This window comes from Acinetobacter sp. AKBS16, assembly GCF_002899995.1.
In the GTDB taxonomy this organism is placed as follows: domain Bacteria; phylum Pseudomonadota; class Gammaproteobacteria; order Pseudomonadales; family Moraxellaceae; genus Acinetobacter; species Acinetobacter baumannii.
Genome location: NZ_POYH01000101.1, coordinates 74,210 through 89,545, shown reverse-complemented (window position 1 = coordinate 89,545; position 15,336 = coordinate 74,210). Strand labels below are relative to the sequence as shown.

The 15,336-nt window shown below is 41.0% G+C and carries 18 protein-coding genes; 4 read left to right on the top strand and 14 right to left on the bottom strand.

Annotation, left to right across the window (positions count from 1 at the left end; genetic code table 11):
- A partial coding sequence (locus C1642_RS18565) for an FAD-dependent monooxygenase (protein WP_171304726.1) occupies nt 1-605 on the bottom strand: 605 nt, incomplete at its 3' end.
- A 141-nt stretch (nt 606-746) separates the two neighbouring features.
- On the opposite strand from C1642_RS18565, the gene pobR reads away from it, so the two are divergent.
- Complete coding sequence (pobR, locus tag C1642_RS18560) at nt 747-1,562, top strand: IclR family transcriptional regulator PobR (RefSeq protein WP_032030694.1); 816 nt, start codon at nt 747-749, stop codon at nt 1,560-1,562.
- Nucleotides 1,563-1,618: 56 nt separating this feature from the next.
- On the opposite strand, the gene C1642_RS18555 is transcribed toward pobR, so the two are convergent.
- The gene (locus tag C1642_RS18555; RefSeq protein ID WP_103236733.1) at nt 1,619-2,215 is read right to left on the bottom strand and encodes an NAD(P)H-dependent oxidoreductase; all 597 of its coding nucleotides are present in this window, start codon (nt 2,213-2,215) and stop codon (nt 1,619-1,621) included.
- A gap of 98 nt (nt 2,216-2,313) precedes the next feature.
- Here C1642_RS18555 and C1642_RS18550 point away from each other — a divergent pair, with 98 nt between their 5' ends.
- A complete protein-coding gene (locus tag C1642_RS18550) occupies nt 2,314-3,225 on the top strand; it encodes a LysR family transcriptional regulator (RefSeq protein ID WP_103236732.1) in 912 nt (303 codons plus the stop codon).
- A 59-nt stretch (nt 3,226-3,284) separates the two neighbouring features.
- Here C1642_RS18550 and C1642_RS18545 read toward each other — a convergent pair whose 3' ends face one another.
- The 10 genes from C1642_RS18545 to C1642_RS18500 form a co-directional block, all read right to left on the bottom strand.
- Nucleotides 3,285-3,668 carry a carboxymuconolactone decarboxylase family protein gene (locus tag C1642_RS18545; RefSeq protein ID WP_000064100.1) on the bottom strand — a complete coding sequence of 128 codons (384 nt, stop codon included), beginning with the start codon at nt 3,666-3,668 and terminating at the stop codon, nt 3,285-3,287.
- Entirely contained in the window at nt 3,665-5,122 is a 1,458-nt protein-coding gene (locus tag C1642_RS18540; protein WP_103236731.1) for an NAD-dependent succinate-semialdehyde dehydrogenase, read from the bottom strand. The genes C1642_RS18545 and C1642_RS18540 overlap by 4 nt, the downstream gene beginning before the upstream one ends.
- A gap of 138 nt (nt 5,123-5,260) precedes the next feature.
- Nucleotides 5,261-6,430 (bottom strand): hypothetical protein, encoded by a 1,170-nt coding sequence (locus C1642_RS18535; protein ID WP_103236730.1) that lies wholly within the window; start codon nt 6,428-6,430, stop codon nt 5,261-5,263.
- A 25-nt stretch (nt 6,431-6,455) separates the two neighbouring features.
- Nucleotides 6,456-7,862, bottom strand: coding sequence for a purine-cytosine permease family protein (locus C1642_RS18530; RefSeq protein WP_057106103.1), 1,407 nt, complete (start codon nt 7,860-7,862; stop codon nt 6,456-6,458).
- A gap of 38 nt (nt 7,863-7,900) precedes the next feature.
- A complete protein-coding gene (locus C1642_RS18525; protein WP_000934376.1) occupies nt 7,901-8,044 on the bottom strand; it encodes a hypothetical protein in 144 nt (47 codons plus the stop codon).
- A gap of 122 nt (nt 8,045-8,166) precedes the next feature.
- A complete protein-coding gene (tgnC, locus tag C1642_RS18520) occupies nt 8,167-9,636 on the bottom strand; it encodes a (Z)-2-((N-methylformamido)methylene)-5-hydroxybutyrolactone dehydrogenase (protein ID WP_086377897.1) in 1,470 nt (489 codons plus the stop codon).
- Nucleotides 9,637-9,647: 11 nt separating this feature from the next.
- Nucleotides 9,648-10,685, bottom strand: a complete 1,038-nt coding sequence (gene tgnB, locus C1642_RS18515; RefSeq protein WP_103236729.1) for a flavin-dependent trigonelline monooxygenase oxygenase component — start codon at nt 10,683-10,685, stop codon at nt 9,648-9,650.
- A gap of 2 nt (nt 10,686-10,687) precedes the next feature.
- Nucleotides 10,688-11,620 carry a flavin-dependent trigonelline monooxygenase reductase component gene (tgnA, locus tag C1642_RS18510; protein WP_001293249.1) on the bottom strand — a complete coding sequence of 311 codons (933 nt, stop codon included), beginning with the start codon at nt 11,618-11,620 and terminating at the stop codon, nt 10,688-10,690.
- Nucleotides 11,621-11,650: 30 nt separating this feature from the next.
- On the bottom strand, nt 11,651-12,442 hold the full coding sequence (locus C1642_RS18505; RefSeq protein WP_031947970.1) for an alpha/beta fold hydrolase: 792 nt from the start codon (nt 12,440-12,442) through the stop codon (nt 11,651-11,653).
- Nucleotides 12,411-13,013, bottom strand: a complete 603-nt coding sequence (locus C1642_RS18500; protein ID WP_103236728.1) for an amino acid synthesis family protein — start codon at nt 13,011-13,013, stop codon at nt 12,411-12,413. Before C1642_RS18500 ends, C1642_RS18505 begins: the two co-directional genes overlap by 32 nt.
- A 152-nt stretch (nt 13,014-13,165) precedes the next feature.
- Between C1642_RS18500 and C1642_RS18495 the strand changes: the two genes are divergently transcribed.
- Nucleotides 13,166-13,828 carry a GntR family transcriptional regulator gene (locus C1642_RS18495; protein WP_032034542.1) on the top strand — a complete coding sequence of 221 codons (663 nt, stop codon included), beginning with the start codon at nt 13,166-13,168 and terminating at the stop codon, nt 13,826-13,828.
- A gap of 62 nt (nt 13,829-13,890) precedes the next feature.
- Nucleotides 13,891-14,175, top strand: a complete 285-nt coding sequence (locus C1642_RS18490; protein ID WP_001277471.1) for a DUF1330 domain-containing protein — start codon at nt 13,891-13,893, stop codon at nt 14,173-14,175.
- 140 nt (nt 14,176-14,315) lie between these two features.
- Here C1642_RS18490 and C1642_RS18485 read toward each other — a convergent pair whose 3' ends face one another.
- Both C1642_RS18485 and C1642_RS20010 read right to left on the bottom strand, forming a co-directional pair.
- Nucleotides 14,316-14,888 (bottom strand): cytochrome b, encoded by a 573-nt coding sequence (locus C1642_RS18485; protein ID WP_032059122.1) that lies wholly within the window; start codon nt 14,886-14,888, stop codon nt 14,316-14,318.
- Between the two features lie 12 nt (nt 14,889-14,900).
- Nucleotides 14,901-15,336 (bottom strand): catalase (locus C1642_RS20010; protein ID WP_228154000.1); only part of this gene is annotated, 436 nt, incomplete at its 5' end.

The window sequence follows — 15,336 nt, the reverse complement described above, 5'->3', positions numbered from 1 at the left end:
ATGAGTTCATCGGCTACAGGTGGCACATCGGCCAACACCCCTAACCAGCCAAACGGATAAACTTTTTCAAAGGTTTTAATTTTATCTTCTGGTACGCTAGCACGGCAGACACCATGGTAACCATCACACCCTGCTATAAAATCACACTGAATTTGAAAAGCTTTACCTTGGTATTCAAACTCAACTTTTGGTGCAGTGTAAAAATCTTTCACTTGTACATTTTGAGCTTCATAAAATGAAGTAAGCTGCTCTACTTCACGCGCAGCCATTAAATCTTTGGTGACTTCGGTCTGACCATATACTGTCACTTGTTTTCCACCTGTGAGTGCAGCCAAATCAACCCGATGCTTTTCACCATTGGTTAAGATTTCGATGCCCGAATGTGGTAATCCTTTTTCTTTTAAGTTTTGGTCAACACCTGCTTGTTTAAGTAAATCGACCGAAACTTGCTCTAAAATTCCTGCACGAATCCGTGAAGCCACATATTCAGCACTACGTTGCTCAACAATAATATGATCAATTCCAGCTTTATATAGAAGTTGCCCAAGCAATAACCCTGCTGGTCCAGAACCAATAATTGCAACCTGTGTCTTTAAAATATCCATAACTTCATCCTTGTTTCATCCTGACTTTTAAATTACTGGCTTTAAGTTTTGTTCACTATGTATCCAAGACGAAAATAACCGTTTATCATTTAGTTTGTCCGAATAGCGGACAGAAACAACCAAAATAACAGGAATGAAAGGATGCCTTCTCTCGATGCTTTTCTAGAGCACCCGAACTCGCATGAGAAAATTCGTCAAGATGACTACATTGCAGGATTAGCAAAAGGCTTGGCTTTATTGGAAGCTTTTGGAACAGATCGGCAACGGCTTAATGTCACTCAAGTGGCAGAACGAACCGGTATTAGTCGTACAGCGGCAAGGCGTTACCTAAAAACTTTAAAATACCTAGGCTATTTAGAAACAGATGAACATTACTTTTGGCTCACTCATCGCGTGCTGCGCTTTTCGAGTTCTTATCTAAGCTCTGCCCACCTGCCTAAAGTTGCTCAATCATTTTTAAATCTTTTGTGCGCGCAGACATCACTTACTTTTTCGATTGTGGTGTTAGACGATAACGAAGTGGTGCCAATTGCCCGTAGTTATTTACCACAGCAAGATAATTTGCGTGTAAGTCCTTATGGCATGCACTTAGGAAACCGACTGCCTGCCCATGCCACGTCTACAGGTAAAGTATTGCTGGCAGCACTGCCCGAAGAAGCTCAGCACGCGTGGGTAAAAAATTACGGTTTAAAACGTTTAACGCCTTTTACCATAATAGATGAGTCAAAGTTTTTTGAAGTGCTTAAGGGTATTTCATTATCGGATTATTGCCTTTCCAAAGAAGAACATGAGCTTGGCGTAATTGCGATTGCAGTGCCCGTATTTAACGCCCAAGGTCAAGCCATTGCAGCGCTTAACTGCATGTCTCAAACCAATCGTGTACAAGAAGATTATTTGGTTCAGCAAATTTTGCCATTGCTACGCAACACAGCAAATGAACTCAGAAATGTAATTTAAATAGACTTAGAAACTCTTGTTATCTATTAGAGATACAAGAGTTTTAACTCATAATTTTAAATAGCGAATTCTTTAACTTGCTGGCTTGCCAAATCTAAAGCGTTGTTGCGATAGGCCTGCATGTCTAAGCCTTCTGCATAGATAAAATCGACGTCATGAATGCCCATTAGCCCTAACACTGCTTTGAGATAAGGCGTGACTGCCTCAGTTTCTTGGCCGACATGAATACCACCCCGACTACTTACCACCACCGCTTTTACTCCTTCAACCAAACCTTGAGGATAAGTTTCGGTGTAGCGGAATGTTTGTCTTGCTCGTGCCACCAAGTCAAACCAGTTTTTGAGTTGAGTCGGCACATTTAAGTTGTACATGGGTGCGCCTATCACCAATAAATCAGTATTTTTTAATTCAGCAATTAATTCATCAGACAAAGCAACGATTCGTTGAATGTCTTGATTTACATTTTCAGCCCCACGAAGCGCTTGAAAAATTTCTAGATCTAATACAGGCAAGTTCATTTCAGCTAAATTGCGTATGGTAATGTCATCTTGCAAACCTTGGTCTTTTCGATGTTCAAGCATTACATCAATTAGGCGATTGGTTTGTGAACCCTCACCCTTAATGCTGGATTTTAATACCAATATTTTAGCCATGACTGTCTCCACGTTTTTGATGAAGCCATATTAACTCCACAATAAATTCAACAGTGATGATATTATTTCTTTATATTGGTTCCTTTTAGGCAACAATCATGCAACATGAGCTAAGTGCAATTTCTATATTTGTGACGGTGGTCGAAGCTGGAAGCTTTGTAAAAGCTGCCGAGCAATTGCATTTAACTCGTTCAGCCATAAGTAAAAATATTGCTCGGCTTGAAGAACAGCTTGGTGTAGTTCTATTTAAAAGAACAACACGTTCACTCAGCATGACTGACGAAGGTACTTTGTTTTATGAGCATAGCCGCCGAGCGTTAAGTGAAATACAAAATGCGGCGGCGTTATTAGACCAAGGCAAAATTAACGCAACAGGCCGATTAAGAATGTCTGTGCCAGTGCTGTTCGGGCAACTTTTTGCTGCTCCGCTCATGGTTAAATTTGCTCAGCAACATGCGGACTTACAGTTAGAAATTTCATTTAATGACCGAAATGTAGACTTGATCGAAGAAGGTTTTGATTTATGCATCCGCATTGGTTCACTGCCTGACACCACTCAGCTCGTTGCCAAACCGATTGGTGAGCATCGAATGCTACTTTGTGCCTCACCTGACTATTTAAATAAAAGAGGTCCCCTAGAACATATTGAGGACTTAGACCAGCACGCCACGATTGCCGATCCGCATTTTGGTCAAATGCAAAAATGGCGACTTCAAAAGGAAAATGACGAGCCTTTATTTATTAAACCGAAAGCAAAACTTCTTTTAAATGATCTACAAGCTATTAAAAATGCAGCACTTGCTGACGCAGGTATTGCTTGGCTGCCCGATTGGCTCATTCAAAATGAATTACAGGATGGTAAGCTAGTACAAGTGTTAGAAACCATGTCGAGCATTGCTTTTCCGATTCATTTGGTATGGCCTACACTGCCTTTTATGCCACTAAAAACCCGCCTTGCAATAGATTATTTGGCGCAGCATTTACCCTCTAAACTGAACAAACAAGCTTAAAAATAAAAAAAGCCTCGTCCACTTGAACAAGGCTTTTTTTAATTATTCAAAGGCAACGTTTATTGCTCAGATTCAAACTCTTTAATTGCCTCTTTAGCAATTCGAAAGCTATCTACAGCAGCAGGCACGCCACAGTAAATTGCAACCTGCAAAAGCACTTCACGAATTTTCTCTTTAGGTACACCATTTCGAAGTGCACCTTTAACATGTAGTTTTAATTCATGCGGACGATTTAAAGCTGAGATCATTGCCAAATTAATTAAACTGCGCTCAGGCTTACTTAATTCTTCACGTCCCCAAACAGCTCCCCAGCAATATTCAGTGACTAATTCTTGAAGAGGAAGATTAAACTCATCAGCATTGTTGATTGAATTATTTACATATTCTTCACCAAGAACTTGTTTACGGATTGCTAAACCCTTTTCAAATTTTTCATTACTCATATATTCAATCCTCCAAACAAGGTGTATTTAATTTCCAGATAATCTTCAATACCGTATTTAGAACCTTCACGCCCTAAACCAGACTGTTTAATTCCACCAAAAGGCGCAACTTCATTTGAAATAAGGCCTTTATTAATTCCGACCATGCCATACTCAAGTTGTTCACTCATTCGCCAAGCACGGCCTAAATCTTTGGTATAACAATATGCGGCTAATCCAAATTCAGTTGCATTTGCCATTTCAACTGCTTGTTGCTCGGTTTCAAATTTAAATATAGCTGCCAGCGGACCAAACGTTTCTTGGGTTGCCACATCCATATCAGCGGTAACATCTGCAATCAGTGTTGGTTCAAAAAACAATTCACCCGCTTTATGCTTTTTACCACCAACCACAAGACGACCATTTTTATCTAATGCATCTTGAATATGAGCTTCAACTTTTTTCACCGCATTGGCATTAATTAATGGCCCAATGTCATGCCCAGCTTCTAATCCATTACCAATATTAAAGTTTTGGATTTTTTGGCTTAAGGCAGCAATAAATTTTTCATAAATGCCCGCCTGCACTAAGAATCGATTGACGCATACACAGGTTTGCCCTGCATTTCTAAATTTAGCAATGAGTGCTCCCTCAATTGCTGCATCTAAATCGGCATCATCAAATACAATAAACGGCGCATTGCCACCTAACTCTAAGGAAACTTTTTTTAAGGTTTTTGCTGAACGCTCAAGCAGCATTTTGCCAACTGGTGTTGAACCGGTAAAAGTAAACTTGCGTACGACATCACTTTCAAAAATCGCATCACCAATATGAACTGCATCACCTGTAATCACACTAAAAATTTCAGCAGGCACACCCGCTTGCAGGGCTAAGTCCACTAAAGCCAAAGCAGTAAAAGGCGTTTCTGGTGCTGGTTTTACAATACAAGGACAACCTGCCGCCAAAGCTGGAGCAACCTTACGCGTAATCATGGCAGCCGGAAAATTCCACGGTGTAATGGCTGCAACGACACCAATAGGCTGTTTATTTACGACAATACGAGCATCTGGATATGGGCTTGGAATAATATCGCCATACACTCGTTTTGCTTCTTCGGCAAACCATTCAATAAAACTGGCAGCATATAAAATTTCACCCTTGGCTTCAGCTAAGGGCTTTCCTTGCTCACTCGTTAAAATAAAAGCCAATTCATCTGCATTTGAAATGATTAAATCGAACCATTTTTTTAAAATAATTGATCGATCTTTTGCTGTTTTATTTTTCCATAACGGCCAAGCTTCTTTGGCAGCTTCAATGGCACGCTCGGCTTCAGCCTTGCCCATATTTGGGACAGTACCAATAATCTCTAATGTCGCCGGATTTAAAATTTTGGATGTTTGTTGATGGTCTGCATCGCACCACTTTCCAGCAACAAAGGCTTGCTGACGAAATAAAGCGAGTTCATTAAGCTGCATGATCATTATCCTGTTGAGATCTTCTGCATTGATAGTGGAGCGATACATAAATTAAATAGCTCACAATCAACTTTGTATTATGGCATACCAAAAATTAATTTAAAAAATTTTTCGGTATGCCCGAATGTTTAAGTGTCTTTAGAAATAATAAAACAGCGTTAAGTTAAGCAACTTATTCCACTGGTTATCATCACCTTTTGCCAATGAATCTTGAGTTCCCCCAATGAATGGGTCATTTTTACTCATGATGTATTCAGCCACCAACGATAGCTGTTTATGGTCAATAGACACACCAATAATATTACGAATCGAATCTTTCATACTGTCCTGATCTTTATCGTACTGACTGTACATAAAGTACGGCGTAATGTTTCCGATCTGCTTAATATTTTTGAAAGAATAACCAACATCTGCAGTATAGAATGTTCCTTTGTTAGCCACAAAATATTCACTGTCGTAAGAGCCCATGAGTGACTGATTAGGATTAAGCTGGTCCTGATTAGTTACATCATTTTTACCACCAGTAAGGGTCACATTAAAATTGCCATAATTGGCTTTACCAAAAAGTGCCCATGCATGACGGCGCCCATCACTCGAAGCAGCTTTATTTTCAATATCGGATGTCCAATAGGAACCACCGAGTTGTGTGGTTAAACCATTAATTCCAAGATTTATATCTTGAGTCACTCGGCCTACCCACATGTTCTTTTCTTGCAAATCGGTTTTATTCGGATCATCTGAACTCACATAATTTGCAGTGTAGCGACCTGAATCTTGGGTAGAACCTGTGTAGTTCCCACCATCTACCGCAAAATAACCCACATCAAACTTGGTTGCTGTCGGCAATTCAAAATGATAATTCAAACCAAGATTATGAACGTCTTCTAAACCTGCGGTTGTGCTCATACTTCCATATAGGCTATTGCCCCAAAAACGTCCCGGTCCAAATGGAATCGGCTGAACACCTGCCACCACTTGATCTGTTTTATTTAATTTGTACCCTACATAACCATCAATTAAGGTAGAAAAATCACATAGATGGTCATATTGATAACAACGATATTCCGCATGACCAAATAACGGTCCACGCTCGTAGTCCAGTTTTAACTGCGCAGCATCAAAACGAATTTTTTGATCAGAAGCAGACTCTCCATAGTGTTTATCTTGATAGTTAGCGCGAACATAGCCGGATACGGTGAGCTTGCCGTATTCATCATCGGTGTTTCCAAAACTTATACCTGCGTAACTCGGATAGATTACAGCCATCAATGCTGTGCTTAGAGCCACTTGTAAATAGCTTTTTTTCATTGTCGGATTCCTTTCACTACAATGCTTATTGAGGTAATTTTGCGTTTAATGCAGGTGCAGAACATTTAATCTTTCCTAGATTAAAGACGTAATACACCACCAGACTCACCAACAATCCAATCACCCATGAAATATCCGCATCCGGAATTACATCGGCCAATGCACCTGTGAAAAATGCATTTTTTAAGAATGGAATTTGTACCGCGATCCCAATGAAATAAGCCGTAAGCGCTTTTGCATTAAATTTGCCGTAAATACCACCATCACGTGCAAAGATCGATTGAATGTCATAAGACTTTTTATTCACGACATAGAAGTCTAATAAATTAATAGACACCCACGGCACCAAAATAAATAACAAGGCAAAAATCACATTCAAGAAGAAACTAATAAAGTTACTTGATGCCCAAAGCGCCGTTAAAGTCGCTAGAACTAATACAATGATTGATAACACGACTCGGATATTTCGGCTTGGCATCCACTGCCCTGCAAAAGTCTGAATAGAGGTAATACAAGAAAGAACCGCACCGTAGAGGTTCATGGCATTATGACCAATGATATTGCATAAGAACAAAATCATAAGGACATAGCCGAACAACCCAGTGCCTGACTTTACCGCTTCCATGGCATCTGTGGTTGAGCCAATACTAACCGCGATCGTACCAAATGCCATCGCAAAAATGGTTCCTAACGATGCGCCTAAATAGGTAAAGATAAATGGCTTATAAATACCAATCGACTTCGGTAAATATCGTGAATAGTCTGAGGTATAAGGCGAGAAACTAATTTGCCATACCGCACACAAACCAAACATGGCAAACCAGCCTTTCATATTGAAAGAGCCTTTAGCAAGTACATCTGCATTAATATGCGGCACCATAATCATGAGGCCGATGAGCAACGAACCACCCATAAACCAAGTTCCAATTTTATTGAACTTATGAATAAAGTGATAACCAATCACGCCTATTGTGGTTGCTGCAATTGCACCAATCACGGTCGCAGTCGGCACAGGAATAGCAGGAACAACGGTATGAAGCGTTTTGCCTGACAAAATAATGTTAGAGATGAAAAAACCTAAATAAATTAGGGTAGTAAACAGTACAACCAGCAATGCCCCATAACGCCCGAACTGCGCACGGCTCTGAATCATTTGAGGAATGCCGACCTGTGGGCCTTGTGCAGAGGTTAAAGCTAAAATCGCTGCACCAAAAAAATGTCCGCAGCAGATCGCAAGCAATGCACTTACAATATTGAGGTTAAACGTTAAAATTGACATTGCACCCGTAATGACGGCAAGCGGTGCAATATTGGTACAAAACCATAATGTGAATAGATCGCGAACTTTCCCATTACGTTCAGAGGGAGCAACATAATCAATGGAATGGCTTTCGATAGCGAAAGCATTATTGCTATTTTCGTTTTGGCTCATATCCTTAATCTCTCTTTGAGGAATTCATTTCCTCAACATCAAAAAATCTGCCCAGCCAAAGTCATTTCAATATGACTCGGCTTCATCTTTTTATTTCCTTTTACAAACAGCTCATTTCTCTGTTTGTGTTGTTTTTGCCAAGAAAAAGGTAAAGCCAGTCCAATCAATACTTGATTAAGCATCGATACATCTAGTTTTACGTTTTCAACTATTTAAAGCTTTAGGCGATTAATGGGTTTGACTGATTCATTTTTTCATCCTTGAAATTAAAATCCCGTTATATTTTCATACCTCAAGTCATGATTTATCTCATGACAAATGGGTCATCAATTGGCTCATCTGAGGTACGTAACCAAACTGTTTTGGTGGTGGTGTAATCTAGAACCGCATTTGCGCCACCTTCCCGACCATGTCCCGAAAGCCCATGTCCACCAAAAGGCGCAAGTGGAGAAACCGCTCGGTAAGTGTTTAACCAAACAATTCCCGACCCAATGACTTTTGTCATACGGTGCGCACGGCTTAAATTGGTGGTAAAAACGCCTGCTGCCAGCCCGTAAGGCGTACTATTGGCTTTTTGCACAGCTTCCGCTTCATCTTTGAAACTATCTACCGATAACACTGGACCAAATAATTCCGTGGTAATGCAATCTGCTTGAGGTGCATCGGTACAATCTAAAATGGTCGGTGGATAGTAATAACCTGCTCGCTCAATGCTTTTACCGCCAGTAAGAAGTTTTGCCCCTTGCTGGATTGAACTTGCAACGACTTGCTCAATTTTTTGGCGTTGGCGTAAGGTACAAAGCGGCCCAAACTCGGTGGCCATCTCATGAGGTAAACCAATTTTTATGGTTTGTACACGCTCAACCAAACGCTGAACAAATTCATCTTTAATGCTTTCTTCAACCAGTAAGCGTGAACCTGCTACACAACTTTGCCCAGTAGCAGCAAAAATAGCAGCGACCTGAGCATTTACCGCACTTTGAATATCTGCATCAGCAAATACAATAAATGGTGATTTGCCACCTAATTCGAGTGAAACTTTTGCAAGATTTTCAGCCGAGTTACGCACAATGTGCCGTGCCGTTTCTGGTCCACCCGTAAACGCAACATGGGCAACATCAGGATGACTACTCAGCACGGCGCCACATTCAGGCCCGAAACCGGTAATCACATTGACCACTCCTGCCGGGAAACCCGCTTCATGGACTAATTTGGCAAAGGCTAACAATGGTCCAGGGCCGTCTTCAGAAGCTTTTAGCACGACGGTACAACCTGCCGCTAAAGCAGGCCCTACCTTCACTGCCGATAGAAATAACTGACTGTTCCAAGGAACAATTGCAGCAACCACACCTACTGGTTCACGAACAATCCATGCTTGCATGTCTGCCTTATCAATCGGTAGAAAACTACCTTCTAATTTGTCGGCAATACCTGCATAGTAGCGATAATATTCAGCGACATAGGCAATCTGGCTCGATGTTTCACGAATAATCTTGCCCGTATCACTGGTTTCAATTTGGGCAAGTTGCGGTGCAGCTTTTTCAATTAAATCAGCCAACTTATAGAGCAATTTACCGCGCTGGGAGGCCGTTAAACCTGCCCACTCCGGTGCTTTTAACGCCTGAGATGCCGCTTGAACTGCTCGATTGACTTCATCGGTTCGAGCTTCCGGCATGTGTGCCCAGACTTCACCTGTTGCAGGATTAATACTTTCAAACGTCCCTGCACCAGATTCAAACTGACCATTAATATAAAGCTGAAAATCTGCTGTCATGATATTCGCCTCTATGTAAATGCCGGCATAACTTCATTGATCATACGTTCTAATGAGGCTTTTTTACGTTCAAAGCTCATGCCTGTATCAATCCAGAAAGAATATTCGTTATAGCCCATTGCCTCATAGGCTTTTAAGCGATCAATGACTTCTTGGGCTTGCCCAATCACGTTATTTTTGCGCATCGCTTCTGGTGTATAAAAAGGATGTGCAGCAATTTCTTCAGGGCTTAAAGGTGCAATTAAACCTTGTTTAATTTCACGCTCATTTTTAAACCAAGCGCCGAAGTAGTTATAGAAGGTATTGATTTCATCTGCTGCCAGTTGAGCATCTTCTTCACTATCTGCCACATAGGTATGGCGGAGCAACATAATTTCCGGACGCGGTACATCACTGAACTTTTCACAAGCTGCATTGAAATGTCCCATGAGTTTTTCAACTTCTTCGTCACCTAAATGTAACGGCGTTACCTGTACATTACAGCCATTTTGCACAGCAAATTCGTGGCTATTTGGATCACGGGCAGCAACCCAAATTGGTGGATGCGGTTGTTGAAGCGGTTGAGGTGCTGAGGTGGTTTTTGGAAACTGCCAAAATTCACCGTTATGCTCATAATCGCCTTTCCAAAGGTTTTTAATTGCGGGAATCATTTCACGTAAACGCTGACCTGCACTCCATGCATCCATGCCCGGAACCATACGTTCATATTCAAACGAATAAGCACCACGAGCAATACCAATATCTAAACGGCCATTGGTAATAATGTCGGTCATTGCAGCTTCACCTGCAAGTTTAATCGGATGCCAGAATGGCGCTACCACCGTACCTGTACCTAAACGAACATTTTTGGTTTTATTCGCTAAATCGACCAGATTTAAAAATGGGTTCGGTGCAATGGTAAAGTTCATGGCATGGTGTTCGCCTGTCCAAACCGCATGCATACCGCCACGGTCTGCAATTTGACAAAGCTCAATCATTTCATCATAAAGCTGCTTCTGGGTTTGCTGATCAGAAACACGTTCCATATGCACAAATAATGAAAAACGCATGATTAAACTTCCTCTTTAACGATTTGACGAACTGTACCTGTTGTCTGATTTCCGTAATAAACACCATAAGTTTTCAAATGGTTTTCTTTGCGATAACGCATCAACATACTTTCTAAAGCGCTGTCTACAAACTCTAGCTTTTCAAGATCATTTAAATCGACAAACTGACCTTTAGTGGCTTGAGCTACGGGTGTGTTGCATAAAAATGAAATATATTGCTGCTGGTTTTCAACGTTTTCATATACAGAGTAAATGAAGTTGGCAGAAGCATCTGGCTGATATTGTGCAAAGATTTTCTCAAGTGCTTTATCGGCACCGTCTTTATCGACCATGACATGCGGAATAGTCCATTTATGATCGGCAGTTTCTTCAAGCAAAATGGTATTTTCATGACCAATAATCGCACTCATCACCACTTTAGGACCAGAGATGACCTCGGCAGAAAGTTTGGCCGGAGTGAAATATCCACCACGATAATAACCAAGACCTGCAAAACCGGTTGAAGCAAAATCTTCAACTTTACCAATTAAAATCGCATGGTCACCTGCATCGACAACTTGGTAAGTTGTACAATCAAACCATGCACTGACATGATCGATCAGCGGATTTTGGCAAGCGCTTTTTGACCATGAAATATTTGCAAAACGGTCTTCGCTTGGACGAGCAAAGGTATTTGAAACATCTTTTTGCTCTTCTGCCAAAATGTTAATTGCAAAATGAGTGGTATTTGCAAAGTTATGATAATTGCTTGATGTCTTGGCAATACTCACTAGAAGTAAAGCTGGGTCCAAAGACACCGAAGCAAAAGAGTTCGCTGTAAAGCCAAGTGGCGTTCCATCTTCTTTACAGGTTGTGACCACGGTAACGCCTGTCATAAATGACCCGAAAGCATCACGTAGTTCACGCATTTTATTAATCGTATCCATTTCACTCATTGTTATATTCCTTCAGCAATGTGTGGCAAATTAAACGCTGGTTTCCAACCACGCTTGCATTGCATTATTCACTTTGTCAGGTGCAGTTAAGTTCACCATGTGACGTTCATTTTCAATGACAATTGCAGTGCCATGCTTTGCCTGATTCGCCATTTGCACAGCCATTTCTGCAGTTGAGTTCGGATCATCCGTTCCGGTCAACACCAAAGCAGGACAAGTGATCTTTGACCAGTCATCTGCATAGGTTTCATCGCCTTGCGCAAAAGCAGAATATGCAGTGGTATAACCAGACAAGTCGACATTTTCGAGCCATGATTTCACTTTGGCTGCTGCAATACGCTCGACTTCACTTTCGCCAAACCAGCGCTGTAGCGGAGTCTCAACATCAATACGGCCTGTTTTTAACTCTTCAGCTCTTTGGATGACTGCATTACGTGCTTGTGTTGTACGTTTATATACACCATTGAGCACTGCCATCCGTTTAACCAAATCAGGACGGGTAACGCTAACTCCTGTGGTAATTAGTGAACCCATTGAATGTCCCGCTAAATTTACAGGTCCTAGATTTAAGGCTGTAATAAATTCGATGGTCCATTCAACAAAATCTTGTAATTTTGCGTCTGCCGGTAATTTGGTGCTTTGACCATGTCCCGGCATATCTACTGAAATCACATGATAATGTTTAGAAAAATATTCAATTTGTGGATACCATGCCGCAGCTTGCATTCCCACTCCATGGATCAGAACCAGAGGCTCTCCTTCGCCTTGCTCAAAATAGTGAGCAATACGGTTATTTGACAGCTGCAGGGTTTTTGACATCATGACCTAACTCTTCCAAATCTTTATAACGATCACCAATACGATGATGTGGTCGACCACCTGTTGCTGCACCAATTACAACAACCAGCTCATCGGCAGCAGGTGCATCTGGAATTGCAAATTGCAATGTTAAGTAATGAGAACGGCGGCCTTCGTCATTTTTATCCATCATTGGAATTAAAATAGGAGCGTTTGCTGGGCCACGGGTATTGTTAAATGCTAAATAAGATTTCGCACCAACAGCACTACGGTAAGTATTACCAAAATGTAAGGTGTGAATTAAAGCTGATGCATGTTCAAGTTCACCGTTTAAGCCCACCACTGCACTTTTACCAAAAGCTTCAACAGCTTCACCAGAGCCGACTTCATCAAGAATAAGCTTGGTTAAATGTTGGCTTAAGATCGGCGCAATACGGCGAATTTCCGGTGTTAGGTTTTCTACATAACCTTGCCCTGCCCACGGATTTTTAATCACCGCTGCGGCTGCCACCATTTTTAAAGGCTTTGCTGCTTCTTTACCGCCATCTACATAAGTGGTTTCTACATGAAGCACTGTTTTACGTATGAGTTCCATTGCTCTTCCTTGCAAGTAAATTATCTTGTCATTCGTATTATGGTATACCATAATACATACTGAAAAAAAAGCAAGAGTTTGCTATGCTAATTTTTATTGAAAAACATGTGATGAAACTCAACATGTTAAAAAACAGGAAAATTTAATTATTTATGAATCTTAAAATTGAAAACCCGCCCGTAACATTACGAGAGCTGTGTTTAGATAAAGTGCGCAATGCCATTATTACTGGCTATTTTCCTTCAGGAAAAAGACTGGTTGAAAGAACGTTATGTGAAGAACTCGGCGTGAGTCGTTCTGTGGTTCGCGAAGTGATTCGTTATTTAGAAGCAGAAGGTTTAGTTGAAATTTTGCCAAATAAAGGCCCTATTGTTTCGCTACTTAACTGGGACATCGCTTCACAGATTTATGAAATTCGTCTTTTATTAGAGCAAAGCGCTGTAGTTGACTGCACTAAAAACCTAGATGAAAAAACTGCTGAAAAATTAAAGCTTCTATTAGAAGATCTTAAAGCTGCTTTTGCTGCCGATGACATCAATCTGATTATTGAGACCTCAACCCAGCTTTATCAAACTATTTTCACCACCGCAAAACACCATATTGCGTGGGAAGTGGTGCAACGCTTAAATGGCCGTATTAGCCGTCTACGTGCCATGACTATGAAATCGACAAAGCGTGAAATTTCAGGTTATCAACGTATTAAAAATATGTGTGAGGCCATTTATCTTCACAAAGACCCTGAAAAGGCAAAACAAGCTGTTGCTGAACATATTGCTGAAGCTGCTGCTGTCGCAAAAAATATTTTAGATGCTTGAAATCACAAATTTTAGGAAAAGGTAAATAGACCTTTATTGAATAAGTTATAGGGAAATACGATATGTCTGCGTACTGGATTGCTCATGTCACCATTCATGATATGGAACAATATAAACAATATATGGCCACTGCTCCGCAAGCTTTTCAAAAGTATGGTGCCAAGTTTCTTGCGCGTGGCGGTGCCTCGGAAGTCTTAGAAGGACAAGAGTTTGAACGTCATGTGGTGATTGAGTTTCCAGATATGGAAACTGCACGTGAATGTTATTTTTCACCTGAATATCAGCTTGCCAAAAGTAAACGCCAAGGCTGCTGTGATGTCATGGTGAGTTTTGTTGAAGGGATCTAAATTGCTGAATTGATTTCTCAACTTGAGAAATCAATTCTATTTTAAGTTGTTATATCAGCGAGCTTATTTATATGTTTTAAATAAACCTTATAAAAACCTCACCATTAACTCATCGTTCAATCGAAAAAATTTCAAGCAAACTAATCAGCTTCTTCTTTTTTAGAAGAAGGCCCCAAAGCCATACTCGAAAATACGCCATCGCGATAAATCCATGCATGTAATAATGCAGCAGATAAATGACCAATGACAACAGCAAATAATAGCCAAGCCAAAATTCCATGTAATGTACGGAACCAAGCGTAAAGCGTAGAGTTGGTTGGTGCTATAGGTGGAAGATCCCAACCCGGAAATAAAGTGACAGGCCAGTTACCTGCTGATAGCGTCGCCCATCCGAGCAATGGCAAACTAAACATCAAAATATAAAGTAGCCAATGTGATGCATGGGCAAGAAACGCCTGCCAGCGCGGTACAGTCGGCGGCAAAGGTGGAATTGGATAACAGAGTCGATTTATTAATCTTATGACGACCAATAGTAAGATTGCGATTCCTAAAGGACGGTGAATATCAATTAACCACGGACGCCAAGTCATCGAGGTGGTCATTCCTACCCCAATAAATAGCATAGCCAGAATTGCTGCCGCCATAAGCCAATGCAGTATTCGAGCAGTCAAATTAAAATGACGTGGAGCAGTATCGTTAGATTTGTTTTGCATTGTTCAGCTCTCCTATTTGCCCACGGCATCCGTTGCTTTGCCAAACCCAATTTCACGTAATCGAGCATTGTAAGACTGTGAATAGATAGCCGCTCGTGCTGCGAGTACTGGGTCATCTGATAACTCAATTCCCGGTGGCACCAAAGTTGGGTCAAAGTTAATATCACGACAAGCGCCATTTACCTGATCAGTCACATTTTTGACTTCTAATGTTCCGGCTATAACTTCTTTACGGTCTTTTGGCCAAGGCTGAGATGGGTCATTCACCGGGTCTCCCGGCTCGGCAAGTTGCAAAACCAAGTCCCAATAGAGGGGTCCTTCAGCCAAACGTTTTTTGATGTCTTTAAATAAGAAATCATGATCAGCTTGATCACGTTGTTCTTTGGTCAAACTAATAAATTTTGAATGAGGACGCATAGACCAACGGACTGGCTGTTCTTGTCCATTG

Coding starts and splice junctions, on each gene's coding strand:
- C1642_RS18525 (WP_000934376.1), bottom strand. CDS start 8,044: ATGCTTAATCAAGTATTGATTGGACTGGCTTTACCTTTTTCTTGGCAA.
- tgnB (WP_103236729.1), bottom strand. CDS start 10,685: ATGCGTTTTTCATTATTTGTGCATATGGAACGTGTTTCTGATCAGCAA.
- pobR (WP_032030694.1), top strand. CDS start 747: ATGCCTTCTCTCGATGCTTTTCTAGAGCACCCGAACTCGCATGAGAAA.
- C1642_RS18535 (WP_103236730.1), bottom strand. CDS start 6,430: ATGAAAAAAAGCTATTTACAAGTGGCTCTAAGCACAGCATTGATGGCT.
- tgnC (WP_086377897.1), bottom strand. CDS start 9,636: ATGACAGCAGATTTTCAGCTTTATATTAATGGTCAGTTTGAATCTGGT.
- C1642_RS18530 (WP_057106103.1), bottom strand. CDS start 7,862: ATGAGCCAAAACGAAAATAGCAATAATGCTTTCGCTATCGAAAGCCAT.
- C1642_RS18500 (WP_103236728.1), bottom strand. CDS start 13,013: ATGGAACTCATACGTAAAACAGTGCTTCATGTAGAAACCACTTATGTA.
- C1642_RS18545 (WP_000064100.1), bottom strand. CDS start 3,668: ATGAGTAATGAAAAATTTGAAAAGGGTTTAGCAATCCGTAAACAAGTT.
- C1642_RS18505 (WP_031947970.1), bottom strand. CDS start 12,442: ATGATGTCAAAAACCCTGCAGCTGTCAAATAACCGTATTGCTCACTAT.
- C1642_RS18495 (WP_032034542.1), top strand. CDS start 13,166: ATGAATCTTAAAATTGAAAACCCGCCCGTAACATTACGAGAGCTGTGT.
- C1642_RS18540 (WP_103236731.1), bottom strand. CDS start 5,122: ATGCAGCTTAATGAACTCGCTTTATTTCGTCAGCAAGCCTTTGTTGCT.
- C1642_RS18555 (WP_103236733.1), bottom strand. CDS start 2,215: ATGGCTAAAATATTGGTATTAAAATCCAGCATTAAGGGTGAGGGTTCA.
- C1642_RS18490 (WP_001277471.1), top strand. CDS start 13,891: ATGTCTGCGTACTGGATTGCTCATGTCACCATTCATGATATGGAACAA.
- tgnA (WP_001293249.1), bottom strand. CDS start 11,620: ATGAGTGAAATGGATACGATTAATAAAATGCGTGAACTACGTGATGCT.
- C1642_RS18485 (WP_032059122.1), bottom strand. CDS start 14,888: ATGCAAAACAAATCTAACGATACTGCTCCACGTCATTTTAATTTGACT.
- C1642_RS18550 (WP_103236732.1), top strand. CDS start 2,314: ATGCAACATGAGCTAAGTGCAATTTCTATATTTGTGACGGTGGTCGAA.